Annotated in this window: 17 protein-coding genes; 9 read left to right on the forward strand and 8 right to left on the reverse strand. The window is 73.7% G+C overall.

What is annotated here, in order from left to right; translation table 11 throughout:
• Positions 1-47: 47 nt before the first annotated feature.
• On the reverse strand, positions 48-1,103 hold the full coding sequence (locus ACFXPL_RS08670) for an asparaginase (RefSeq protein ID WP_384914685.1): 1,056 nt from the start codon (positions 1,101-1,103) through the stop codon (positions 48-50).
• A 216-nt stretch (positions 1,104-1,319) separates the two neighbouring features.
• Between ACFXPL_RS08670 and ACFXPL_RS08675 the strand changes: the two genes are divergently transcribed.
• From ACFXPL_RS08675 to ACFXPL_RS08690, 4 genes are all read left to right on the forward strand, one after another.
• Positions 1,320-2,351, forward strand: coding sequence for a LacI family DNA-binding transcriptional regulator (locus tag ACFXPL_RS08675; RefSeq protein WP_384914688.1), 1,032 nt, complete (start codon positions 1,320-1,322; stop codon positions 2,349-2,351).
• Positions 2,352-2,514: 163 nt separating this feature from the next.
• On the forward strand, positions 2,515-4,155 hold the full coding sequence (gene pgm, locus ACFXPL_RS08680) for a phosphoglucomutase (alpha-D-glucose-1,6-bisphosphate-dependent) (RefSeq protein WP_384914691.1): 1,641 nt from the start codon (positions 2,515-2,517) through the stop codon (positions 4,153-4,155).
• A gap of 217 nt (positions 4,156-4,372) precedes the next feature.
• On the forward strand, positions 4,373-5,686 hold the full coding sequence (locus tag ACFXPL_RS08685) for an MFS transporter (protein WP_384914695.1): 1,314 nt from the start codon (positions 4,373-4,375) through the stop codon (positions 5,684-5,686).
• Positions 5,687-5,748: 62 nt separating this feature from the next.
• Positions 5,749-6,498 carry an SDR family oxidoreductase gene (locus ACFXPL_RS08690; RefSeq protein WP_384914699.1) on the forward strand — a complete coding sequence of 250 codons (750 nt, stop codon included), beginning with the start codon at positions 5,749-5,751 and terminating at the stop codon, positions 6,496-6,498.
• 45 nt (positions 6,499-6,543) lie between these two features.
• Here ACFXPL_RS08690 and ACFXPL_RS08695 read toward each other — a convergent pair whose 3' ends face one another.
• Positions 6,544-8,760 carry a SpoIIE family protein phosphatase gene (locus ACFXPL_RS08695; RefSeq protein ID WP_384914702.1) on the reverse strand — a complete coding sequence of 739 codons (2,217 nt, stop codon included), beginning with the start codon at positions 8,758-8,760 and terminating at the stop codon, positions 6,544-6,546.
• 263 nt (positions 8,761-9,023) lie between these two features.
• Between ACFXPL_RS08695 and ACFXPL_RS08700 the strand changes: the two genes are divergently transcribed.
• Positions 9,024-11,477: a SpoIIE family protein phosphatase gene (locus ACFXPL_RS08700; RefSeq protein ID WP_384914705.1), complete on the forward strand. Its 2,454-nt coding sequence runs from the start codon at positions 9,024-9,026 to the stop codon at positions 11,475-11,477.
• A 74-nt stretch (positions 11,478-11,551) separates the two neighbouring features.
• Here ACFXPL_RS08700 and ACFXPL_RS08705 read toward each other — a convergent pair whose 3' ends face one another.
• Positions 11,552-13,345 carry a bifunctional sugar phosphate isomerase/epimerase/4-hydroxyphenylpyruvate dioxygenase family protein gene (locus ACFXPL_RS08705; protein WP_384914707.1) on the reverse strand — a complete coding sequence of 598 codons (1,794 nt, stop codon included), beginning with the start codon at positions 13,343-13,345 and terminating at the stop codon, positions 11,552-11,554.
• Between the two features lie 129 nt (positions 13,346-13,474).
• Between ACFXPL_RS08705 and ACFXPL_RS08710 the strand changes: the two genes are divergently transcribed.
• Together ACFXPL_RS08710 and ACFXPL_RS08715 are read left to right on the forward strand one after the other, a co-directional pair.
• Complete coding sequence (locus ACFXPL_RS08710; RefSeq protein ID WP_384914710.1) at positions 13,475-14,317, forward strand: IclR family transcriptional regulator; 843 nt, start codon at positions 13,475-13,477, stop codon at positions 14,315-14,317.
• 463 nt (positions 14,318-14,780) lie between these two features.
• A complete protein-coding gene (locus ACFXPL_RS08715) occupies positions 14,781-15,929 on the forward strand; it encodes a glutathione-independent formaldehyde dehydrogenase (protein ID WP_384914713.1) in 1,149 nt (382 codons plus the stop codon).
• A 111-nt stretch (positions 15,930-16,040) separates the two neighbouring features.
• Here the strand turns inward: ACFXPL_RS08715 and ACFXPL_RS08720 are convergent, their stop codons facing one another.
• Positions 16,041-17,741: an acyltransferase gene (locus ACFXPL_RS08720; RefSeq protein ID WP_384914715.1), complete on the reverse strand. Its 1,701-nt coding sequence runs from the start codon at positions 17,739-17,741 to the stop codon at positions 16,041-16,043.
• Between the two features lie 187 nt (positions 17,742-17,928).
• Here ACFXPL_RS08720 and ACFXPL_RS08725 point away from each other — a divergent pair, with 187 nt between their 5' ends.
• Positions 17,929-18,465, forward strand: coding sequence for an excalibur calcium-binding domain-containing protein (locus ACFXPL_RS08725; RefSeq protein WP_384914718.1), 537 nt, complete (start codon positions 17,929-17,931; stop codon positions 18,463-18,465).
• 140 nt (positions 18,466-18,605) lie between these two features.
• Here ACFXPL_RS08725 and ACFXPL_RS08730 read toward each other — a convergent pair whose 3' ends face one another.
• The 4 genes from ACFXPL_RS08730 to ACFXPL_RS08745 form a co-directional block, all read right to left on the reverse strand.
• Positions 18,606-19,277 carry an aspartate/glutamate racemase family protein gene (locus ACFXPL_RS08730; RefSeq protein ID WP_384914721.1) on the reverse strand — a complete coding sequence of 224 codons (672 nt, stop codon included), beginning with the start codon at positions 19,275-19,277 and terminating at the stop codon, positions 18,606-18,608.
• Between the two features lie 107 nt (positions 19,278-19,384).
• Positions 19,385-20,125 carry an AroM family protein gene (locus ACFXPL_RS08735; protein WP_384914723.1) on the reverse strand — a complete coding sequence of 247 codons (741 nt, stop codon included), beginning with the start codon at positions 20,123-20,125 and terminating at the stop codon, positions 19,385-19,387.
• A 37-nt stretch (positions 20,126-20,162) separates the two neighbouring features.
• Positions 20,163-21,872 carry an OPT family oligopeptide transporter gene (locus ACFXPL_RS08740; RefSeq protein WP_384914726.1) on the reverse strand — a complete coding sequence of 570 codons (1,710 nt, stop codon included), beginning with the start codon at positions 21,870-21,872 and terminating at the stop codon, positions 20,163-20,165.
• A 149-nt stretch (positions 21,873-22,021) separates the two neighbouring features.
• A complete protein-coding gene (locus ACFXPL_RS08745) occupies positions 22,022-22,996 on the reverse strand; it encodes a DUF1177 domain-containing protein (RefSeq protein WP_384914729.1) in 975 nt (324 codons plus the stop codon).
• Between the two features lie 368 nt (positions 22,997-23,364).
• On the opposite strand from ACFXPL_RS08745, the gene ACFXPL_RS08750 reads away from it, so the two are divergent.
• Complete coding sequence (locus tag ACFXPL_RS08750; protein WP_384914732.1) at positions 23,365-24,180, forward strand: IclR family transcriptional regulator; 816 nt, start codon at positions 23,365-23,367, stop codon at positions 24,178-24,180.

Below are 24,180 nucleotides of genomic sequence, written 5' to 3' on the forward strand. Positions count from 1 at the left end.
GTACGGGGAAGCCGGCCGCCCCTGGGGGAGGCGCGCCCGGCCGGCGGTCAGCCGCCGTGGTGCGCGGGGTCGTGGGGACCCGTTCCGTGGGGACCGCTCTCGTGGTGCCCCGCGTCGGCGAGCCAGTCACGGATCCGCGCGGCGGCGCCCGCGGGCCCCCGCCCCGCTCCCCGGTGCAGCGCGGCGGCCAGGAGCAGCCGCAGATGCCACGGGGAGAGATCGGCGGCGAAGACCGCGCCGGCCCGCAGCAGGTCGGCGCCGCCGCCCGCGCCGTACGCCGCCGAGGTGGCCCCGGCCGGCACCCGGCTGGCGACGGCGACCGCGACGCCGTCCGCCACCAGCCGCGCGACGGCCTCGGTGATGTCCGGCGGGGCGTTGCCCGCCCCGAAGGCGCACAGGACCACGCCGCGCGCGCCCGCGGCCACCGCCGCGTCGAGCAGCGCGGTGTCACAGCCGACGTAGAGCGGGACGATGTCCACCCGGGGCAGCCGGCCGAGGTCGTCGGCGCTGATCAGCGGGGCGGGGCGGGGCGGCCGGCCGATCAGCCGGACCCGGCCGTCGTCCACCCGGGCGACGGGCCCCCGGCCCGGTGCGCCGAAGGCGGCGGGCGCCAGGGTGTCGGTCTTGCGCAGTCCGATCGCGGGCCAGACCGCGCCGTCGAAGACCGCGCTGACGCCATGGCCGCGGGCCGCGGGGTGGGCGGCCCAGGTCAGGGCGGTGGCGAGATTGCGCGGCCCGTCGGCCGCCGGGTCGTCCGCGGGCCGCTGCGCGCCGGTGAGCACGATGGGGCGGTCGTCCGCGTGGACGAGGGAGAGCGCGAAGGCGGTCTCCTCCAGGGAGTCCGTTCCGTGCGTGATGACCACCGCGTCGGCCCCCTCGCGCAGGCTCTCCCCGACGGCTGCGGCGAGGTCGGCGAGGTCGGGCAGACCGAGCGAGAAGCTGGCCCGCAGGCCCAGTTCCGCGCAGGTCACCTCGGCACTCTCCGGTACGGGGAAGGCGCGCGCGGTGTCCAGCAGCTCCTTCACCGTGACGGAGGCGACTCTCCCGGTGGGCGTGGAGCGGCTGGCGATGGTGCCACCCGTGCCGATGAGACGAAGCTGCATACGAGGCTCCACAATCGATTGCGAGAACGATTGCGCAACCATGCTCCACACTCACCCCGGAGGGCAACCCCCCTGATCGGATCCTCATGGAAGATGATGGCTCCGGAAACACGCTCACCCGGCCCGGCGGACCTGCGCCATGACGGGCCGCGACCGGCCCGTCACCCACCAGCGGCCCCGTCACCCACCAGCAGCACAGGAACGAGGACCACGGCCTTGATACGACAGCCCGCAGCCGGCCGCGACCCGGGCGAGAACGGTGTGACCCTGGCCGATGTGGCCGCCGACGCGGGTGTGCACCAGTCCACCGCGTCCCGCGCGCTGCGCGACGGAGCCGGGGTGGGGGCCGCCACCGCCGACCGCGTACGGGAGTCCGCGAGACGGCTCGGCTATGTCGTGAACCCGGCCGCCTCCAGCCTGCGGACCGGCCGTTCACGACTGCTGGGTGTGCTGGTCCCCCGGCTCACGGACATCGTGCTGGCCACGGTCTACGAGGGCATCGAGGCGGGCGCGGCGGCGGCCGGGTACCAGGCCGTCGTCGCCAACACCGGGGACGATCCGGCGGTCCAGCGGGCCAAGGTCGAGCGGCTGCTGGCCCTGCGGGTCGACGGGCTGCTCCTCGGGGACGCGCGCGGCGACACGACGCTCGCCTCCGAACTGGTCACGCGCGGGGTGCCGGTGGCGCTGGTCTCCCGGCGGCTGCGCGGGGTCACGTCCTTCACCTGTGACGACATCGTGGGCGGGCGTCTGGTGGCGGAGCATCTGCTGTCGCTGGGGCACCGCAGGGTGGCGGTCGTGGCGGGCGAGCCGTACGCCTCGACCGGGGTCGAGCGGACGAAGGGCTTCACCGACGCGTACGCGAGGGCGGGGGTGCCGGTGGACCCGGCGCTGGTCGTCAACGCGCCGTTCGACGTGCACGGCGGCGAGCGCGCCGCGCACCGGCTGCTGGCCGCCGAGCCCCGCCCCACGGCGGTCTTCGCGGTCAACGACTTCGCCGCGATCGGGGTCATGGGCGCGCTGCGCGCCGCCGGTCTGGTGCCGGGGCGGGATGTCGCGGTGGCGGGCTTCAACGACGTACCGCTCTCGGCCCAACTGCCCATCCCGCTCACGTCCGTACGCTCTCCGATGCGCGTCATGGGAGAGCGGGCGGCGACCGCGCTGGTGGGGATGGTCGAGGGGCGCCCGGCCCGGTCGCGCCGGTTCACCCCGGAGCTGATGGTGCGCGCGTCCACGGCCACCCCGGACTGACCGGACCGGACCAAGGACAGGACCGGCGCGACCGGCGTGGCCCGGCGTGGCCCGGCGTGGCCCGGCGGCCTGACGGTCCGTCCGGCGGGGCGGTCACCGGGCACGGCGGCGACCCGCGAAGATGAACCGACGAAACGACCGACCGATCTGGAGGAGTGGGCAGATGCCGCACGAACGAGCGGGACAGCCGGCCCGGCCGGAGGACCTCATCGATGTCGCCAAGCTGGTGACCGCGTACTACGCGCTGCACCCCGACCCGCAGGAGCCGGGCCAGCGCGTCGCGTTCGGGACGTCGGGGCACCGCGGTTCGTCCCTCGCCACCGCGTTCAACGAGGACCACATCGCCGCGACCAGCCAGGCGATCTGCGAGTACCGGTCCCTCCAGGGCACCGACGGGCCGCTCTTCCTCGGCGCGGACACCCACGCGCTCTCCGAGCCCGCCCGGGTGACCGCCGTCGAGGTGTTCGCGGCCAACTCCGTGACCGTGCTGATCGACAGCGCCGACGGCTACACCCCCACCCCGGCGGTCTCGCACGCGATCCTCAGGCACAACCGCGGCCGTACCGCGGGGCTCGCGGACGGCGTGGTGGTCACCCCGTCCCACAACCCGCCCGCCGACGGCGGTTTCAAGTACAACCCGCCGAGCGGCGGTCCGGCCGGGTCCGAGGCGACCAACTGGATCCAGGACCGCGCCAACGACATCATCGCGGGCGGCCTCAAGGACGTACTCAGGCTGCCGTACCGGCGCGCCCTGGCCGCCCCCGGCACCGGGCGGTACGACTTCCTCGGTACGTACGTGGACGACCTGCCGTCCGTGCTCGACCTGGACGCGGTGCGCGCGGCGGGGGTACGGATCGGCGCGGACCCGCTGGGCGGCGCGTCGGTCGCGTACTGGGGCCGGATCGCCGAGGAGCACCGGCTCGACCTGACCGTGGTCAACCCGCTGACCGATCCGACCTGGCGGTTCATGACGCTGGACTGGGACGGGAAGATCCGGATGGACTGCTCGTCGCCGTACGCGATGGCCTCGCTGATCGAGCGGCGCGACCGGTTCGCGATCGCGACGGGCAACGACGCCGACGCGGACCGGCACGGCATCGTCACCGCGGAGGGCGGGCTGATGAACCCCAACCACTACCTCGCGACCGCGATCTCCTACCTCTACGCCCACCGCGAGCAGTGGCCGGCGGGCGCCGGAATCGGCAAGACGCTGGTGTCGTCGGGGATGATCGACCGGGTCGCCGCGGACCTCGGCCGGCCGCTGGTCGAGGTGCCCGTCGGCTTCAAGTGGTTCGTGGACGGACTGGCCGGCGGATCGCTCGGGTTCGGCGGGGAGGAGTCGGCCGGTGCGTCGTTCCTGCGCCGCGACGGCTCGGTGTGGACCACCGACAAGGACGGCATCATCCTGGCGCTGCTCGCCTCCGAGATCCTCGCGGTGACCGGGAAGACTCCCTCGGAGCAGTACGCCGCGCTCACCGAGCGGTTCGGGGAGCCCGCGTACGCCCGGATCGACGCGCCCGCCACCCCGGCCGAGAAGGCGGTGCTCGCCAAGCTCTCGCCGGAGCAGGTCACCGCGGACACCCTCGCCGGGGAAGCGGTCACGGAGGTGCTCACCGAGGCTCCCGGCAACGGCGCGCCGATCGGCGGCATCAAGGTGGCCACGGAGAACGCCTGGTTCGCCGCCCGCCCCTCCGGCACCGAGGACGTCTACAAGATCTACGCGGAGTCCTTCCTCGGCGCCGCCCATCTCGGCCGGGTCCAGGAGGAGGCGAAGGCGGTGGTCGCCGCGGCTCTGGAGGAATGAGCCGGGCCGGCTGACGTGGTCCGGCGGGGCCGGGGCGCGCGACCGGGCGGATATCGGCGGCGCGGGGCTCCGGAGCCCGCCGCCGGGCGTCGCGGGCGGCACAATGCCCCGCGGGCGCCGAGTCACGGGGCCCGCCGGCCGCCGTCGCGGTGGCCCGCGCCGCCGACGGCGGAGGCCGTTCCGGCCCGGGGCGGGGCCGTCCTGACCCGGAGGAAGCATGGCCACCGCCGCCGGCCCGCCCGTGCAGGGGCCGGACCCCGCCACCGTCCGGCGCGTCACCCTCGCGGGGTGCGTCGGCGTCTTCGTCGAGCTGTACGACAACGGGGTGTACGGGTTCCTCGCCTCCACCCTCGCCATGGTCTTCTTCCCGGAGCAGAGCGCCCGGACGGCGCTGCTGCTCACCTTCCTGACCTTCGGCATCCCCTTCTTCGTCCGCCCGCTCGGCGCCATGGTCTGCGGATACCTGGGCGACCGCGCGGGACGGCAGCGGGTGCTGGTCCTCGTCATCCTGCTGATCAGCGCCGCCACCGCGGCGATCGGCCTGCTCCCCGGCTACGCGGCGATCGGGATCGCGGCGCCCGCCCTGCTGATGCTGCTGCGCTTCGCCCAGGGCTTCTCGGTCGGCGGCGAGGCGGCGGGCGCCATCACCCTCCTCGCCGAGTACGCGCCCGAGGGACGGCGCGGCAGGCTCACCAGCTACGCCCAGATCGCCTCCTTCACCGCGCTGCTCGCCGGCACGCTCACCGCCGCCCTCCTCAACGCCACGCTGAGCGAGGACGCCCTGCGGTCCTGGGGGTGGCGGATCCCGTTCCTGCTGGCCGTCCCGATGGGCGCCATCGGCTTCTACATCCGTAACCGGATCAAGGACACCCCGCGCTTCGAGCGGCTCAGGGCGGCGCACGGGCTCTCCCGTAACCCGCTGCGCGAGGCGTTCTCGGACCCCGTCCACCGCAGGGCGGTCCTGCTCGCCGTGGTCATCCCGCTGCTCAACGGCTCGGGCTACTACGTGCTGTTCGTGTACATGCCGACCTATCTCACCGCGGAGCTGCACTTCGGCACGGTGCGGGGCCTGGTCGTCACCGCGTGCTCCCTCGTGGCGGTCAGCGCCGCCATCCCGTACGCCGGCCGGCTCTCCGACCGGTTCGGGCGGCGTGCGGTCGTCGGGGGCTCCGCGCTGGCCATGGCCGTCCTCGGATACCCGTGCTACCTGCTGCTCGTCCAGGGGGCCATGGCCCCGGCCGTCCTCGGCGCCGTCCTGCTGGCGGTGATCTTCGCCGGGCATACCGGGGTGATCCACATCCTGCTCGTCGAGCTGTTCCCGACCCGGGTCCGCTACTTCGCCTACGGATTCGGCTACAACATCTCCGCCGCGCTCTTCGGCGGTTCCGCCCCCTTCCTGATGACCTGGCTCATCGGGCTGACGGGCGACACCCGCGTCCCCGCCTACTACGTCGTCGCCACCGCGCTCGGCACCTTCCTCGCGGTGCTCACCATCCGCGAGACCGCCCACACCCCGCTGCGCGACCGGTGACCCGCACGGCCACGCACGGCCCCGGACCCCGCACCCCCCGGCATGAGGAGAGAAGACCCGCCATGACCTTTTCGGAGTACAGGACCGCGCTGGTGACCGGCGCGTCGACCGGGATCGGCGCCGTCGTCGTCGAACACCTCGCGCGGCAGGGGCTCCAGGTACACGCCGTGGCGCGCGACACGGACCGGCTCGCCGCGCTCGCCGCCCGTACCGGCTGTGTACCGCACGCCGTGGACATCACGGACACCGACGCGCTGGCCGGGGCGGTGGCGGGGATCGACGTCGACGTGCTCGTCAACAACGCCGGGGTCTCCCGCACCGGCACCGTACTGACCGCCGACGCGTTCGCCGTGGACGAGCAGGTCGCGGTGAACCTCCGGGCCGTGCTCCATCTCGTACGGCTGCTCGTGCCCGGCATGGTGGAGCGGGACCTCGGCCATGTCGTCAACGTCAGCTCGATCGCCGGGGTCTACAACTTCGCCGGCAACACGGTCTACCACGCCACCAAGTCCGCCGTGCACACGCTCTCCCGCCAGCTCAGGATCGACGTGTTCGGCAGACGGGTCCGGGTCACCGAGATCTGCCCGGGACGGGTCGAGACCGAGATCTTCGGGCGGCTGCTCGGCGACATGGAGGAGGCCCGGCGCCTCTACTACGAGGGCTACGAGTGCCTGGAGCCCGCGGACATCGCCGACGCCGTCGCGTACGCGATCGGCGCGCCGCCCCACGTCAACATCGGGCACATCGAGATCCTGCCGACCTTCCAGGTGCCGGGAGGGCTCGGTTTCCACCGGGAGCGGGAGGACGCCTGAGGGGCCCGGCGACCGGACCCCCGGGCGAGGCCGCGTACCGGCGCGTCAGGGTGCCGGGAGGGGCTGCTCCGCCCAGATCGCCTTGCCGCCGGGGATCTGGCGGCTGCCCCAGCGCTGGGTGAGCCGGGCCACCAGCAGCAGCCCGCGCCCGCCCTCGTCGTAGATCCGGGCCCGGCGCAGATGCGGGGCGGAGGTGCTGGTGTCGGCGACCTCGCACAGGAGGGTACGGTCGCGGATCAGCCGGAGCTGGACCGGGCCCCGCCCGTGCAGGATCGCGTTGGTGAACAGCTCGCTGATGACCAGTTCGGTGGTGAAGGTCAGCTCTTCGAGTCCCCACACGGCCAGTTGGCCGGCGACGCGCTCGCGCACCTCGGCGACGAGCGCGGGCTCCGCGGCCAGTTCCCAGGTCACGACCTGATCTGCGTCGAGAGCCCGGGTGCGGGCGAGCAGCAGGGCGACGTCGTCGGTACGGGACGGCGGCAGCAGCTTGTCGAGGACGGTGTCGCAGGTGGCCTCCAGCGACGGGGACGGCGCGGCGAGGATCGCGCAGAGACCGTCGACGCCGGAGCCGGGGGCCGTGTCCATCCCCCTGCCGGTGCGGGCGCCGTGCTCGTGGGACTCGATCAGCCCGTCGGTGTAGAGGGCGAGCGTGCTGCCCACGGGAATGTCGAACTCGGCGGACTCGAACGGCAGACCGCCCAGGCCGAGCGGTGGTCCCGCCGGCAGGTCGAGCAGGCGCGCCACGCCGTCGGGGGTGGCGAGCGCGGGCGGCGGGTGGCCGGCCCTGGCCGCGCAGCAGCGGCGGGAGACCGGGTCGTAGACCGCGTACAGACAACTCGCGCCGGTGTACTCGTCGGTGGCGGGGGCGCCGTCCGGGCCCACGCCGCCCCCGGAGTTCTCCGAGGCGAGCCGTACGACCACGTCGTCGAGGTGGGTGAGGAGCTCGTCCGGCGGCAGGTCGATGTCGGCGAGCGTGCGCACCGCCGTACGGAGGCGGCCCATGGTGGCGGACGCGTGGATGCCGTGCCCGACGACGTCCCCCACCACCAGCGCGGCCCGGGAGCCGGCCAGCGGGATGACGTCGAACCAGTCGCCGCCGACCCCGTGCCGGGAGTCGGCCGGGCGGTAGCGCGTGGCGACCTCGACGGCCGACTGCGCGGGCAGCCCGCGCGGCAGCAGGCTGCGCTGGAGGGCGACGGCGGTGGAGCGCTCGCGGGTGTAGCGGCGGGCGTTGTCGATGCAGATCGCCGCTCTGGCCGCCAACTGCTCGGCGAGCGCGAGATCCTCGTCGGTGAAGGGCTCCGGGTGCAGGCGCCGGGTGAAGAGCGCCGCGCCCAGGACGTTGCCCCGGGCGACCAGCGGCGCGGCCACGAGCGACTGGGCCCCGAAGTCGCCGGTCTTGGCGCTGCGCCGGGGATCGCGCGCCATCCAGTCGGTGTACGCCTGGTCCCCTGGGCCGGTGAGCACGGCGCGGCCGGTCGCGAGACAGCGGGCCGGGGGCGAGAACTCGGGGTAGCTGTCGACGTCCCCGACGGCGACCGCGGCCTCGGGCGCGTCCGGGTACTGGGCGGACGCGTGGGCGACACGGCGCAGCCGGATGTCGCCGGAGACCGGCCCCGGGCCCGGTTCCTCGCCGTGCAGTACGGAGTCCAGGAGGTCGACGCTGATGAAGTCGGCGAAGGCGGGGAGCGGGGTGCTCGCCAGCTCCTGGGCGGTGCGGCTGACGTCCAGGGTGGTGCCGATCAGCATGCTGGCCTCGTTGAGCAGGGCGAGGCTCGCGCGCGCCCTGCGCTGCGCGCTGTTCTCGAAGCCGGTCACGGCGAGGGCGTACACCCGTCCCGCCGTGTCCCTGAGCGGGGAGAGGGAGAGGGCCCAGGAGCGGGCGTGCGGCTCGCCGGGGGCTCGGCGGACGGTCTGCAGGGACTCGGCCTCGCCCGTGCGCAGCACCCGCCGCATGGCCATTTCGACCTTGCCGTCCGGTGCCGGTGCCGGTGCACCGACCCCGTCGGCGGTACGGTCGACGCCGGTCGCGTGGTCGACGGCGGCCGCGTGGTCGACGCCGGCCGTACCGTCGCCGGTGCCGTCGTACGGCAGGAAGCCCGAGCGGAGGCCGCGCATCTGGGCCTCCGTGCGGCCGGTGATCCGGCCCATGCGGTCGTTCGCGTGGAGCAGCCGCAGGTCGGCGTCGTACACCGCCATCGGCAGAGCGGACTGGGTGAACGACAGCGCCTGCCAGAATGCCGCTCCGCGCGTGTCATCCATCGTGTTTCGCTCCCCGACGGGCTTCGCCTCAGGCTTCCGGACCACCACGGGCAGCCCAGAGGCTCAAGGCTACAACTCGGGATGAACCCTTCCTTTCCATCAGTTTTCCCCGTTCTCCCTCGTCCCACCCTCCCTTCGCCCTTCTTAAGGAGCAGCCCCGGTTGTTGGGGAGCCCCGTGTGCACCACGCTGGGGACGTGGTTCCGTACGGCGTGGCGCCGAGCCGCGTGTGGGGGCAGTGCGGCGAACGCGGGACGGTTGACGATGACGCGCCAAGGCAGCCCTCCCTCCGGCCCCGGTGACCGGCCCGGGGGCCCGCTCGACGGCGCCGCCACGGCCAGGGCCACGGTGGACGAGCGGGGTGTGCTCACCTCGTGGAGCGAGGGCGCGGAGCGGCTGCTGGGGTACGCGGAGTCGGAGACCGTGGGGCGCGGGGCAGGGATGCTGCTGGCGGACGGGCTGCCCGAGGAGGGCCTGCCGGCCGGGCTGCTGCCCGACGGCGGCGCGCCGCGCTGGAACGGCACGGTCACCCTGCGCCACCGGGACGGCCGTCCGCTGGACGTCCGGGTGCTGGCCCACCGGCAGGACCCGACCGACCGCTCCCCGGGCGGCTGGCTGCTGGTGTCCGCGGTGAGCGGTACGGAGGCGGTGGCCGAGGACGTCGAGCTGAGCCGCTGGGCGTTCGACCAGTGCCCGTGCGCCGTCGCCGTGTACGACACCCGGCTGCGGCTGCGCCGGGTGAACGAGGCGATGAGCGGGGTCATCGGGCTCCCGGAGGACGAGGTCCGCGGTCTGCGCCTCTCCGAGATCGGCGGCAAGCCGCAGAGCGGTGAGCTGGAGGACCAGATGCGCGAGGTGCTGACCACCGGCACCGCGATCGACGCCCGTACCTACATGCGGACCGGCGGCGAGGCCGAGGAGCACTCCTGGTCCGCCCGGCTCGCGCCGCTGTGCGACGAGGAGGGGCGGGTGCGGGGTGTGTGCCTGGCCGCGCACGATGTCACCGAGGAGGTCCTGGCCCGGCAGCGGCTGCTGCTGCTCAACAGCGCGAGCGTCCGCATCGGCACCACCCTGGACGTGAACCGGACCGCGTGGGAGCTGGCCGACGTGTGCGTGCCGCACCTCGCGGACTTCGTCAGCGTCGACCTGCTGGAGCATCTCGACACGGGCGCGGAGCCGCCACCGGGCCCGGTCACCGGCCCCGTGCCGCTGCGCAGGGTGGCGCACCGCTCGCGTACGGACAAGGGCCCTTCCGCCCCCTGGGTGAAGGTGGGAGACGTACAGGTCTATCCGGACTTCACTCCCCTGGCGGCCAGTCTGGCGTCGGGCCGCCCCGTCCTGAACGTGATGACCGATCCGACCATGCGCCGCTGGGCCGGCCAGATCCCCGAACGCGCCGCGTACGCCAGGGAGCACGGCTTCCACTGGGTGATGGCCGTACCGGTCCTGGCGCGCGGTACGACGCTCGGTGTGGTGGTCTTCTCCCGGTTCGTGGGGGCCGCGCCGTTCGCCCCCGACGATGTGCTACTGGCGGAGGAGATCACCGCGCGGGCGGCGGTGTGCATCGACAACGCGCGACGCTTCACCCGGGAGCAGAACACCTCGCTCGCGCTCCAGCGCAGTCTGCTGCCGCACCATCTGCCCCGCGCGAACGCCGTGGAGATCGCCTCCCGCTATCTGCCGGCCTCCCCGCACCCCGGGGTCGGCGGGGACTGGTTCGACGTGATCCCGCTCTCCGGCGCGCGGGTCGCGCTGGTGGTGGGCGACGTGGTGGGGCACGGCATCCAGGCGTCCGCCACGATGGGCCGGCTCCGTACGGCGGTGCGCACCCTCGCCGATGTCGATCTGCCACCGGACGAACTCCTCACCCATCTCGACGATCTCGTGATCCGGCTCTCCGACGACGCGGGCGCCGAACAGACCTCGGGCGAGGTGGGTGCCACCTGTCTGTACGCGGTGTACGACCCGATCTCGCGGCGCTGCACCCTGGCGGGAGCGGGCCATCCGCCGCCCGTGGTGGTCACCCCTGACGGTCTGGCCTACCCCGTCGAGCTGCCGGTCGGACCCCCGCTCGGGGTCGGCGGGCTGCCCTTCGAGTCCGTCGACTTCGAACTGCCGGAAGGCACCGTGCTCGCGCTGTACACCGACGGTCTGATGGGCAGCGGGGACCGTGACGCCGACGAGGGGCGCCGGCTGCTCGCCGAGATCCTGGCGCGCCCCGCCGTCTCGCTGGAGGCGGCCTGCGGGACGGTGCTGAGCGCGCTGCTGCCGGACCGTGGCGCGCCGGACGACGTGGCGCTGCTGCTGGCCCGTACGAAGGTGCTGGACACCGCGCACGTGGCCACCTGGGACGTGCCCGCCGATCCCGCCGAAGTGGCCAAAACCCGTGGCTACGTCACGAAGCAGCTCAGGGACTGGCGGCTGGAGGACGCGACGTTCGCGACCGAACTCATCACCAGCGAACTGGTCACCAACGCCATCCGGCACGCCGCGCCGCCGATCCAGCTCCGGCTGATCCACGACCTGTCGCTGATCTGCGAGGTCTCCGACTCCAGTACGACCGTCCCCCACCTGCGCCGGGCACGCGCCTTCGACGAGGGCGGCCGGGGGCTGCTGCTGGTCGCCCAGCTCACGCAGCGCTGGGGCAGCCGGCACAACCCGACGGGCAAGACGATCTGGGCGGAGCAGATCCTCCATCAGGAGAACGGCGAGGTCTAGGGCGGACGCGGGCGGGGAGCCGGTCCGTCCTGCGGTCCGCTCAGTGATCCATCTTGCGGTCCGTATCGGTCCGCTCAGTGGTCCGCCGCGCCCTGTGCCGCCAGCCGGACGGGGGCGTTGGCCGCGCCGTACCCCTGGTAACCGCCGGTGCGCTGGACCACCTCGAAGAAGATCCGGCCGGTCGACGCCGTGTAGAAGTGCCGGAACTCCCCGCCCTGTTCGTCGCGGTCGTAGAGGATGCCCAGGTCGCGGTAGGCGTCCAGCTCGCCGGGGGCGAAGGTGAAGCGGGCGTCGAGGTCGTCGTAGTAGTTGGCCGGGATGGCCAGCAGCGCGGCGCCCCGCTCCCGTACCCGTGCGGCCGTGGCGGTGATGTCGTCCGTGGCGAACGCGAGGTGCTGGGCGCGTCCGGTGTCACCGGTCGGTACGGGGGCGAGGTTGAGGACGAGCCGCGCCTCCCCCGCGCCGCCGGTCAGCGCGCGGCTGCGGAACAGGCCGTACGGGTCGGCGATCTCGACGCTGTCGTGCGGGCTCAGGCCGAGCACGGTGCGGTGGAACAGGACCGCCTCGTCGTACTGGTGCCACGGCTGGGTGAGCGCCACATGGTCGACGTGGCCGATCCCGGTCCCCCGCGCCGCGCCCCGGGCGGGCACCGCGGGGAAGTCTCCGGTCCAGTCGGGCAGTCCGGTGCGGCCGGTGGCGCAGAAGAAGAGTGCGGTGCCGTCGGGGGCCGCGACCGCGTCCAGCGGTACGTCGCCGGCCGCGCGGCGGCGCGGCAGGACCGGTGCGAGCAGCGCCTCGGCCCGCCGGGCGGCCCCACCCGGGTCGGGGGTCTCCAGGCCGATCGCGGCGAGCGCGGTGGACGCGCGCCGGCCGCCCGCCGCGGTGTTCAGCAGGACCCGCGCCCCGCCCTGGGTCCACAGTTCCACCGGCTTGGTGCCGTGCCTTCCGGTCCGGGCGAAGCCGAGGGCGCCCAGCAGCTCCCCGACCGGCCCGGGGTCGGGGGTGGCCAGCTCGGCGAAGGCGAAGCCGGAGGGGACCACGGGTCCTGGCAGCCCGGCGATCCCGGCGGCGTCCTCCAGGGCGATCAGCGAGCGCAGCGCGTCCACGGCCGTGGAGCCCGCCTCCGCCTGCCGGAAGACATCGTTGAAGACCTCCAGCGAGAGCGGCCCCGCGTATCCGGCGCTGACCGCCTGGCGGACCAGTCCGGCGACATCGAACCCGCCCTGCCCCGGGAAGCAGCGATAGTGGCGGCTCCACTGGAGGACGTCCATCGCCATCAGCGGAGCGTCGGCGAGCTGGAGGAAGAAGATCTTCTCGCCGGGGATGTCCGCGACGCCGGTCAGGTCGGAGCCCCGGGACAGGATGTGGAAACTGTCGAGGCAGACCCCGAGCGACGGGTGGCCGGCCGCCGCCACGATCCGCCAGGCGTGGTCGTACGTGGAGACGTGGCGCCCCCAGGCCAGCGCCTCGTAGGCGATCCTGACACCGGCCTCCCGCGCCCGTTCCGCGAGGGCGTGGAGCTGGGCGGCGGCGAGCGCGTCGTCGTCCTCGGCGTACGGGGAGACGCTGGAGCAGACCAGCAGCGTGTCCGTGCCGAGCCGCCGCATGACGTCGAACTTCCGCCCGGCGCGCCGCAGGTTGCGCGCGAACAGCTCCGCGGGGACGGCCTCGACGTCGCGCATCGGCTGGTACAGGTCGATGGTCAGGCCCAGGTCCGCCGCGCGGTCCCGTACCTCTTCCGGCGCGAGCGGGGAGGCGAGCAGGTCGTTCTCGAAGATCTCGACGCCGTCGAAGCCCGCGCGAGCGGCGGCGGCGAGCTTCTCACCGAGCGAGCCGCTCAGCGAGACGGTGGCGATGGACTTGCGCACGACAACCTCCAATGGTCCACTCTGCGGATCAAACCGGTCCGCCGTGCGGAGCGTACGGCGCGGGTACGGGACCGGCAAGGGTGCCGCTCACCCGGCGATAAGGTGCGGGGGACGCGGTACGACGGGAGCGTGGAGACGGTGACGGTGGACGACGGGACCGGTCGGTCCGACGGTGAACGGGACGCCGGCGGCGCGGGGGTGCGCAGTGTCCGGCGGGCCCTGGACATCCTCACCCTGCTGACGGAGGACCGCCCGGTCGTCTCGCTGCGGGAGATCACCGAGGCCACCGGGCTGCCGAAGACGACGGTGCTGCGCCTGGTCCACACACTGGAACAGAGCGGGCTGCTGTGGTCCGCGGCGGGCGGCTACACCGCGGGGCCCGGGCTGTGGCGGTGGGCGCATCTCGCGCGCGGCCAGTGGGAGGTCACACGGGAGACCCGCGATCTGATGCGCGACCTCGCGGACCGGACCCGGGAGTCGGTCAATCTCTTCGTCGCCCACGATCTGCACCGGGTGTGTGTCGCGCACGAGGAGAGCCCGCATCCGCTGCGCCATGTGATCGAGGTGGGCGACCAGCAGCCGCTGTGGGCCGGCGCCTCCTCGAAGATCCTCCTCGGGGACGCCCCGGACGCGCTGCTGCGGCGCATCGCCCTCGCCTCCCCGGACGGTGAACCCGCCGTGGCGGCGCTGCGCACGACGGCACGGGAGGCGCGGCGCCGTGGATACGCGGTGAGCAGCGGGGAGTGGGACGACGGGCTGACCGCCGTGGCCGTACCGGTCACCGGCCGGTCGGGAGCCGTGATCGCCTCGCTCTCCCTGAGCGGTCCGAGCCAGCGCTTCCCTTACGAGGCGGTCGAGCGGTTCGCGGCCGACCTGGCCGAGGCGGCGCGGCTGATCTCGGAACAGGGCTTCAGCCATCCGCTGACCGGAGCGGCCGGGCCCGGGGACCGGAAAGCGGCGCGCCGCACCTGACGTGCGCGGCGGCGGGGTGGCGGTTCTCCGACTCCGTTCGCGCCGGGCCGAGTTGTCGGACAGCACGGAACCGGACCGGCCGCGCCGGGCCGGCGCGGGCTTACCGCTGGAGGAACGCCTCCGTCCCGGCCGGAAGTTCCTCCCGGCCGGGACCGGCCGCTTCCCTCGCCCCGTTTGACAGACGGATTCCCCGTGGGAGGGTGGAGGGCAGGGCGAGAGCTTCCGCCTCCGGGCCTCCGTGGCGCGGGCACCACCGCGCCACGGCCGCCACCGGCGGAACGGAGCACGCCCGCCGGACCGCTGGGCCGGGGAACGGCCCCGGGCGGTCGCCGCCCGCGTGAGCAGACCCGTGGCGTGTGGCGGTTTACGTACGCACCTCACCAACTGCTGTCCGTTGCCGGGACCCGGCTGCCGGAACACCAAGGACCGGCTCCCCTCGCTGCGGCGGCGAAGGGATCAGGCCATGAAGGCATTGGTGTACGAAGGGCCGCGCTCGGTGACGGTCAAGGACATGCCGGACGCCCGTATCGAGCGGCCCACGGACGTGCTGGTGAAGATCACCTCGACGAACATCTGCGGTTCCGATCTGCACATGTACGAGGGACGCACCGACTTCGAGCAGGGCCGCGTCTTCGGCCACGAGAACATGGGCGAGGTCGTCGCGGTCGGCGAGGGGGTGGACCGGGTACGGGTCGGCGATCCGGTCTGTCTGCCGTTCAACATAAGCTGCGGTTTCTGCCGTAACTGCGAGCAGGGGCTGACCGCGTTCTGCCTGACGACCCCCGTCGACCCGACGATGGCCGGCGCGGCGTACGGCTTCGCGTCCATGGGCCCCTACAGCGGCGGGCAGGCGGAGTTGCTGCGGGTGCCGTACGGCGACCACAACTGCCTCGTCCTGCCGGAGGAGGCCCGGGAGAAGCAGAACGACTACGTCATGCTCTCCGACGTCTTTCCCACCGGTTGGCACTGCACGGAACTCGCGAAGGTGCGGCCCGGTGACACCGTGGTGGTCTACGGTGCCGGTCCTGTCGGCCTGATGGCCGCCCTGTCGGCGACCCTGAAGAGCGCGGCCAAGGTCATGGTCGTCGACCACCATCCGGACCGCCTGGCACTGGCCGAGGAGATCGGGGCGATCCCGGTCAACGAGTCCGAGGGGTCGCCCGTCGACCAGATCAACGAACACACCAACGGGCGCGGGGCGGACCGCGGCTGTGAGTGCGTGGGCTACCAGGCACACGATCCGCAGGGCAGGGAACACCCCAACCTCACACTGAACAACTTGGTGCACTCGGTGAAGTTCACGGGCTCCATCGGCGTGGTCGGTGTCTTCGTACCGGAAGACCCGGGCAGCCCGGACAAGCTCTACCAGGACGGCGAAGTCGCCTTCGACTACGGCCTGTTCTGGACCAAGGGCCAGTCCGTGGGCAACGGACAGGCCAACGTCAAGGCGTACAACCGTCAGCTCTGCGACCTGATCCAGCAGGGCAAGGCCAAGCCGTCCTGGATCGTCTCCCACGAACTCCCGCTCGACCAGGCACCCGAGGGCTACCGGCACTTCGACGCCCGCGACGACGGCTGGACGAAGGTGGTCCTGCACCCCGACGGCTCCTGACCACGGAGGGCTGCCGGTCTGGACCGCGGGTCTGGACCGCGGGTGTGGTCTGTCGGTGTGGTCTGTCGGTGTGGTCTGTCGGCCGGCAGCCGGGCCGCCGGCCGACGGCTGTCAGCCGCGCCAGGGCCGCGCGGCCGGTTCCGGGCGGTGGACGCCGCGCGGCCGGTAGCCCAGCCGGTCCGCGACCCCGACCAGATCGGCCAGCAGCCAGACGATGGCCAGCCACATCTCCGTACCCTGCAACCCCGGCTCCCGGCCGGGGCCCGCACCCCCCTCGCCCGCGGGCCCGAAGCCGAAACCGGCCCCGTCCCGCCAGCGCCCCAGCGCACGCGTCAACCGCTCCTCGGCCCAGGCCCGTACCTCGGTGGCCCGGTGTCCGGTCTGCCGCCCGGCGAGCCACAACGGATGCGCGACGTCCAGCACATTGCAGGCGTTCTCCCGGCCCGCCGTGAACCAGCGCGGATCGCGGCCGTGGTCCAGTATGGTGTCCACGACCCGCTCCGCGTACGGCACCGCCAGTCCGAACTGCGCGTAGGAGCCGCGGGTGAGGCGGTAGTAGCCGTTGACCAGTTGCAGCCGCCCCTCGGCCGGCGAAGCCACCCCGCCCCACATCCCGGTCCACGGATCCACCCGTGTGGTGAGCCAGCCGAACAGTGTCTCCAACGCGGCGGGCGCGCCCGCGTTCCACGTGAGGTTGCGGTGGGCGGCGGTCGCCCAGCAGTCCACCCATGCGCCGGCCGACCAGGCCCGGGTCCGCCACGGCAGTTCCTCCAGCCGGGCGACGAGCTGACCGGGCGTCATGCGTCCCGCCGCGTGGACGGGGTGGGCGAAACGGGAGTCCAGCAGTTCCAGGGCGTACCCCACCGCCAGGACGTGGTACTCGGCGTGGCCGTCCTCGATCCATCCGTCGTGGGCGGGCGCGGGCAGCGCACCGGGTGTGCCGTCGGAAGCCAGCTCGGGGACCAGCCCGCTGACGGGGTCCTGGAGGGCGCGCAGCCGTTCGGCGTGCTCGGCGGCGGTCAGGTGGCCGGGGGGCGTACCCAGCAGCAGGTCGGTGACCTCGACGGCGTCGCAGTGCGCGCGGACGGTCGCGGGGGCGCCAGGACGGTCGGCGTACCGGCCGGTGCCGGCGTTCCAGCAGCGCTCGACGACCTCGGCGGCCTGCGCGCGCGCCCGGTCGGCGAAGCGGGCGACGGCGTCCCCCGTACCACCTGACGGAGCCCCGCCACGCGGCGCGCCGGGAGCACGCCGGTCGCGCATCGGCCGGGCCGGGTTGCCCGCGGCGATCGTCCACGGCACCAGGTCCTTGGTGACGACGGAGCCGGCGCCCACCACACAGTGGTCGCCGATCGTCACCCCGTCCAGCACCACGACGTTCGACCCGATCCACACGTCGTCGCCGACGGTGATCCCCTTGCTGCTCAGGGGCTGCCGGTGCACGGGCTCGTCGGGGGCGAAGCCGTGGTTGAAGCCGAGCAGGGAGCTGTGCGCACCGATCCGCACACCGTCGCCCATGGTGACCCGTCCACGGACGGTGGCGTACGGATTGACGGTGCAGTCGGCGCCGGTCGCCACCTCGCCGGTGACATAGGCGTGCCCGGCGATGTAGGAGCCCTCCCCCAGGGCCAGGCCGTCCGGGAACACACCGGCGGCGGCGGAGACGAAACAACGCGGCCCGAACCTCGCCCCCGCGTCGGACAGACGCCGCTGACGCGCGGCCTGCGCGGCGCGTTGCGCGGCGGAGGCGTGGCGGGCGAAATCCCAGGGGCAGTAGTCGAAGTAGGCGTCCTCGAAGGACGGTTCCGAGTCCATCACACCAGAGTAAGAGAGCGCTTACTACGCACGATCGGCGCCCACTCGACGACGTGAACCACCCACCCCGGCACCACTCCCCCTCCACCCGATAGTCACAACTTCATCACTACCTGTGCATACCTGTCACAGGTCACCGCCTTCCCTCGTTACGGTCGTCGCTTCACGAACTACCTCAGGGGGACCCATGTCGCACAATCCGCCGCCGCAGCCACCGCCTTGGGGGCAGCCGCCCGAGCCCACCGGCCCCCGCCCCTATGTGACACCCGAACCGCCCGGGCGCCGGCCGAAGTGGACGCGGAAGCGGGTGTTGCTCCCGGCCGCCGGCCTCCTCCTCTTCATAGGCGCCGGCATCGGCGCCGCCGACGATCCGGCCCAGGCGGAGAAGGCGGCAGAGGTGAGAAGCGCGCCCCGGGCCACGGTCACGGCAACGGCCACCGAAACCGCCGCGCCCGCACCGGCGGTCACCGAGACCGTCACCGCGAGCCCAGAACCGGCTCCCACCGTCACGGAGACGAAGACCGTCAAGGTGACCGTCGCACCGGCGGCCGACAACGACGACACCGGCTCCGGGTCGAGCGGCTCCGGCTCCGGCGGTGGCGGCTCCGTGTACTACAAGAACTGCACGGCGGCCCGAGCCGCAGGTGCCGCCCCCGTCCACGCCGGCGACCCCGGCTACGGTCCCCACCTCGACCGGGACGGGGACGGCGTCGGCTGCGAGTAGACGCAAGGCGGGCACGTCCGGGCGGCGAGGTCCTCGGCCCCGGCCCTGACCACCGTTCGCCGGCCCGCGGGGGCGGCGGCCGAGCCACCCCGTCACCCGGGGTGGCTCCGGTACGCCCGGGGCCTCCCGCGGGCGGCGGCTCAGGAGGTGCGGGTGTACGAGGCCATCAGGCCCGCGGCGAGCACCGCGTCGACGACCGGGACCCCCAGGCGTTCTTCGAGCCGGGGACGGACGCCGATCGTGGTCAGACCGGTGCAGGCCAGCAGCAGGGTGTCCGCTCCCGACGCGACCAGGCCGGCCGCCGCTTCCAGGACCGCCGCTTCGCCGTGGGGCGCGCGGAGGTCGGTCGTACGGCGCACCTCACGCGGGCGTACGGCACCGGCGAAGCGGTCGCCGAGAATCGCGCGCGTCCCGGGCGGCGCCTCGTCGGTGATGCCCAGGACCCCGACGCGGGTGCCGAGGCCGAGCGACACCGCGGCCGCCGCCGCGCCGGCCCCGATCACGGGTATGTCCACGGCAGCCCGGGCCTGTTCGAGCGCCGGGTCGGCCGCGCAACTGATGATGAGGGTGCCGGCGCCCTCGGCCGCCATCTCGCGGGCCAGGGCCACGATCTTCGGCTCGGCGCGGCGCTCGGATTCCTCGTCGTGGATGCCGTACGGCTGCCCGGGGATGCACCGGGAGAAGGCCGGGAAGCCGTAGCGCCGTTCGAGGAGGCGGCCGTGTTCCCCGACCGCCGTCGGATCGTCGCTGGTGAGGACCCGGATGATGCCGACGGGCGACGCGGACTCCCTGGGCGACGGGACGGGCTGCATACGCGGTCACTCCTTGAGCTGGTACGACGACGGTCCTGGCCTTCGCGGTGGCCATGGAGGTCCTTCGCGGTGGCCATGGCGGTGCGGACGGGGCCTCGGGGCGGCTGTCAGCCGAAGGCGGCCACGGCCTCCGCGGCCATCCGTACCGCCACCGCCCGCGCCAGCAGTACGGGGCGGGCCGCCGCCCGCGCCGCCGCGCGCCGCATCTCCTCGGTGTAGCCGATGCAGTCCAGAACGAGCCAGGAAGCGCCGTCGGCGGCGAGCGCACGCGCGGCGTCGGCGACCTCGGCGAGAGCCTGTTCCGGTGCCGCGTACGGGTTGGCCCCGGCGGCACGTACCGGCCCGGGCAGCACCTCCGACCAGCGGCGGGCCACGTCCTCGGCCTGGTCGGGGTGCGGGCAGACGATCCCCACCGGTTCGGTCCCGACCAGGGCCGCTACGGCACGCTGCACCAGTGGCTCGGCGAACAGCAGCGGCCGGGTGGACGTGACGGCGGGGAAGCGGCCCGTGCACAGGACGAGGGTGGCGGCGGCGCCGTCCCGCTCCGCGCGGGCCACCGCCTCGGTCATCCTCGGGACCAGCGCGGTGTGCCCGAGCAGTACGGAGCGGCCGTCCCGCAGCCGGGAGACCAGGGGCGCCTCGCCGGGCTCGGGGGCCAGCAGCCGGCGGGTCGCGTCCTCCGCGTCGCCGTCGAAGCGGTCGTCGTCGAGCGCGCCGTGTTCGACCAGGCGTACGCCCGGCAGCAGCGGTTCGGCGTCCGGGCGCAGATCGGTGCGCGGGGCCTGGCCGATGGTGACCAGGCCGAGAGCCGGGGTGTTCGGAAGGCTTCCGCTGACGGCGGTGTCCATGACCGTTCCTTCGGGGTGAGAGGGGGTAGGGGGAGCGCTACAGGGCCTTCGTCAACTGCCCCACGTCGTTGAGCGAGCTGCCCGCGACCAGCCCGGCGCCGACCAGCGACAGATCACTCTCGGCCTGCTCGTCGGACTCCTTGCGCGCCGCGGGATCGGTCAGGCCGCGACGGCGCCACACCGTGTACCCGTACCGGATGGCCAGCGCGCCGAGCACCATCCAGCCGGCGTTGGGGGTGGCCACGAGGAGCCCTGTGGCCAGCAGGACGCCCATCTGCCGGGACGATCCGCCGATGAACTGCACCAGCGCGCCGGGAATGGCCCAGAGCAGCATGGTCCGCATGGTGCCCGGGTCGAGTCCGGTCTTGATGGTCGCGACGTACACCTCGGAGACCGGCGGAACGCGGCCCTCGGAGAAGAACGACTTCCAGGCGACCGCGACCACGACGAGGGCCACGGCGAAGCCGACGAGCTGGGCCAGGTACTGCTGGCGCCGGCCGTCCAGCTCGAACACCTTCCACGGCGTGGCGTCCCGGCGCAGCAGCCAGCCCGCCTTGAAGTCGTACCCGATGTCGGCGAACGCGGGGCCGGTGGAGGCGGTGTAGCCCACCAGGAGGGCGAGCGGCACGGTCGGGATGTGCAGGACCAGGCCGACGATGAGGACGATCAGGGTGACGGCGAAGGCCGGGAACCATCCGGAGTGCATGGCCGCCAGGCCCACGATGAGCTGGTGCACGAGGGCGGCGGCGCCGGCCAGCGCGACCCAGCCGATCAGGCCGGGCAGGGACAGCCCGCCCGCCACACCGCCCAGGATCGCGACCACGACGGCGCCGCCCAGGAAGAGCACCATGCCCTCCAGCAGGCCGCGGCGGAGCTGCGGAGCCCCGACCGTGGGCCCCTGGACGTCGGCCGCCGGGCCGCCGCCGGCCGCCTTGCCCGCGCCCGCCGAGCGGTCCTTGCCGCCGCTCTTACGGCCCTTCATCAGCAGCAGTGCCTGGACGAGGGCGACGAGCCCCGCGCCGATCATCAGACCGTGCGGCACGTGCTCGGCGGCGAGGTCGACGTGCAGGACATCGGGCGCGTACTGGGCGACGGTCAGCCCGATGCCGAACATCAGCAGCGCCCAGATGTTGCCCAGGAAGCCGACACCCGCCGCGCTGGTGGGCAGCTTCAGCAGCGCGCCGACCAGCCCGACCACCGCACCGGCGCCGAGCACCGCCGCCTTGCGTCCCCCGCTGTCCCCCGCCTTGATCGTCTCGGCCGCGGCGACGCCCGCGGGCCAGGAGTTGGTGGCGGGCAGCAGCGTGGAGTCGAACACCCGGAACAGCACCCAGCTGTCGACCGCCAGCCCGATGGCGGCGCCGCCCAGCATGGGCCACACCAGGTCCGTACGGCCCAGCGCGAAGGGCACCGCGATGGGGGTGAGCAGGGAGTTGGCCGCGGCGAACGTGGAACCGGAGATCGCCGACTGCACCAGGTTCTGCCGGTGCTGGGAGCGCATCCGCTTCAGCATGCCGATCGGTATCCGGCCGATGAGCATGGCTATCAGCGCGCCGATGACCGCCGTGTTCGGGGACACGCCGAGCGAGGTGATCAGCACGATGCCGATCAGGGCGCCGAGGACCGACATGACGATCGTGATGATCAGCGTGATCGGTTCGAAGGCGCGCGGGTGCCTGGCCGGTGCCCCTGTCGTGTCCGACGGGGCGGCCGAGCCGGTGGAGGCGGTCGAGGCTCTCGGGTTCAAGGGGACTCCAGAAGGGACGGCGCGGCGGTACGGGGATCGACTGCCGCACGGGGCGCGGCGGTGCGGGGAGACTTCGGCGGTGCGAGGCCGGCGGCGGTGCGGGGAGGCCGGTGGTACGGGTCCGCGGCGGTGCGGGGCGAGCGGTGGGGTCAGGCCCCGGCCGGCGCCTCGTCCGGGGCGGCCTGCAGGCGGGTCATCGGCCCGTACAGCTCGACCAGGCGCGCGAACTCGTCCGGGTCGACGAACCGGGCGCCCCCGCGGCCGAACTCCTTCGCCGTCTCGATCGCGAACCGGGCCGCCGCGGCGATGTCGCCCTCGTGGCTGGCGCCGGTGCCGCACCCGGCCACCGCCGTGGCGGCGGTGATCGCGAGGCCTACCACCGGGGCGTCGGTGGCGACGGCGGGCTGGAGGATGGAGTTGATGTGGTGCACCCCGTTGCCGTACGGGGTGATGTCCTGCGTGGTCACGGGCAGAACCCGCGCGGGCTCCCCGGTCACGCTCTCCAGGACGGACAGCAGGTCCTCGCTGACCCGCAGGATCCAGCCCTGGCAGATGGTGGGCGACAGGGCGATCCCCCGGTGGTTGAGCAGCCGGTTGCCCTTGGTGGTGTCGATGGAGACGACCGCGTCCATCTCGGACGAGATCTCCTCACGGTTGCAGGTCAGGGTGTCCACCGGGGAATCCATGAAGGGTACGGGGTCGTGGGGACGGGTCGGGGCCCATCCGCACACATGTGTGGAAAGCATCACATCGCCGTCCAGAACGTCTCCGCGTGCGTGCATGTCGAGGAGCTTGGCGGCGGCGGACAGCGCGGCCACCGCGCCGTCGGCGTCGGAGACCAGGCCGATACGTTCCGGGCGCGCGCCCACTCCGCCGAGCCGGCCGAGGATGCCGAGGGTCGGGGCGTCGCCGCCGCCGGTCCGGCCGTTGCGCCCGGGGATGGTGACGGACACGAAGTCCGTACTGCCCTGATCGCCGGTGACCGTACGCACCTCGACCCGCGGGGCCGTCCGCGCGTCGGCGCCCGCGGCGGTCTGGACGGCCCGCAGGTGTTCGGCGAGGAGTTCCCCGCTGGTCTGCGGACGGTCGAGAAGTTCGATGATCTCAAGGACGTGCTTCAGCAAGAGAGGGCCTCTCACGACGGGGGTCGGGCGGTGCGGTGGCCTGACCGGACGGGCGGCGGGTGCGGTCGGCCGCGTGGAGGAGCCGTCGTTCCTGACGTTCCGCGCGGCCGTCGGCGGTCCTGTGCGCGAGGCCCCGGGTGGGGGTACCCGTACGGGTTCTCTCGTACGGAACGGATCGCCGGTACGGCATCGGGTCGTACCCGATCCCGTACACGGTCTCGCCGTGCGGGCCGTACGGATGTGCGCCCTACGGGGGTGTCCCTACGGGGTCCGTCGCGGCGGATTCACGCCAACGTGGCTCACAATCCGCCTGCCCGAGCGCAGAGCGCAATGTTTTCTCGATATGCGGGATTGTTTACGCTTCTGCCATGGCTGACAGCACCCCGGTAACAGCGACACCCCCTCCGCTCCAGACCGCCGACCGCGTCCTGAGCCTCCTGCTCTCCTTCGACCGTGAGCGCCCCGAGTGGGGCGTCACCGAGGTCGCGACGGAGTTCGGCCTGGACAAATCCGTGGCGCAGCGGCTGCTGGCCGCGCTCGCCTACCGGGGCTTCCTGGTCTCGGACGCCCGCTCCCGCCGGTACCGGCTCGGGCCCGCCGTCTGGCACCTGGCGCGGGTCTGGGAGCGGGACGGCGGGATGGCCAGCCTGGTCCGGCCGACGTTGCGGGCCATGGCGGACGCGGTGGGCGTCGGCGCGCTGTTCGCCGTGCCCGACGGGGTGCACATGCGCTGCGTCACGGCGGTGGACGGGGCGGCCGGCCCCCTGCGCATCTACGGCCTGGCGGGCGAGCTGTACCCGGCGCACGCCGGAGCCACCTCCCGCGCCTACTTCGGTATGCTCGCGCCGGGCGACCGGGCCGCGCTGCTGTACGGTCGCCCGATGGCCCGGTTCAGCGACCGTACGCTGACCGATCCCGCCCTGCTGGAGGAGCGCTTCGCCGAGGTGCGGCGCAACGGTTACGCGTACTCCGAAGGCGAGTACGATCCGGAAACCGCGGCGCTCGCGGCCCCGGTCATGGTGGGCAGGCGACCGGTGGGCACCCTGTCGGTGGCCGCTCCCCTCGACGCGTTCCAGGGCCGCAGGACGGAACTCGTCGCCCCTTTGCTCCAGGCGGCGACGGACCTGGGCAAACTGCTGACGCCGCTGCGGCCACGGCGGGCCGGGCAGCCGGGCAGGCGCTGA

The sequence above is a fragment of the Streptomyces sp. NPDC059092 genome, from assembly GCF_042756365.1.
In the GTDB taxonomy this organism is placed as follows: domain Bacteria; phylum Actinomycetota; class Actinomycetes; order Streptomycetales; family Streptomycetaceae; genus Streptomyces.

Excerpts from the sequence above, each read along its gene's own strand:
- ACFXPL_RS08670 (WP_384914685.1), bottom strand. The coding sequence starts at position 1,103 with ATGCAGCTTCGTCTCATCGGCACGGGTGGCACCATCGCCAGCCGCTCC.
- pgm (WP_384914691.1), top strand. The coding sequence starts at position 2,515 with ATGCCGCACGAACGAGCGGGACAGCCGGCCCGGCCGGAGGACCTCATC.
- ACFXPL_RS08685 (WP_384914695.1), top strand. The coding sequence starts at position 4,373 with ATGGCCACCGCCGCCGGCCCGCCCGTGCAGGGGCCGGACCCCGCCACC.
- ACFXPL_RS08690 (WP_384914699.1), top strand. The coding sequence starts at position 5,749 with ATGACCTTTTCGGAGTACAGGACCGCGCTGGTGACCGGCGCGTCGACC.
- ACFXPL_RS08695 (WP_384914702.1), bottom strand. The coding sequence starts at position 8,760 with ATGGATGACACGCGCGGAGCGGCATTCTGGCAGGCGCTGTCGTTCACC.
- ACFXPL_RS08700 (WP_384914705.1), top strand. The coding sequence starts at position 9,024 with ATGACGCGCCAAGGCAGCCCTCCCTCCGGCCCCGGTGACCGGCCCGGG.
- ACFXPL_RS08715 (WP_384914713.1), top strand. The coding sequence starts at position 14,781 with ATGAAGGCATTGGTGTACGAAGGGCCGCGCTCGGTGACGGTCAAGGAC.
- ACFXPL_RS08720 (WP_384914715.1), bottom strand. The coding sequence starts at position 17,741 with ATGGACTCGGAACCGTCCTTCGAGGACGCCTACTTCGACTACTGCCCC.
- ACFXPL_RS08725 (WP_384914718.1), top strand. The coding sequence starts at position 17,929 with ATGTCGCACAATCCGCCGCCGCAGCCACCGCCTTGGGGGCAGCCGCCC.
- ACFXPL_RS08730 (WP_384914721.1), bottom strand. The coding sequence starts at position 19,277 with ATGCAGCCCGTCCCGTCGCCCAGGGAGTCCGCGTCGCCCGTCGGCATC.
- ACFXPL_RS08735 (WP_384914723.1), bottom strand. The coding sequence starts at position 20,125 with ATGGACACCGCCGTCAGCGGAAGCCTTCCGAACACCCCGGCTCTCGGC.
- ACFXPL_RS08750 (WP_384914732.1), top strand. The coding sequence starts at position 23,365 with ATGGCTGACAGCACCCCGGTAACAGCGACACCCCCTCCGCTCCAGACC.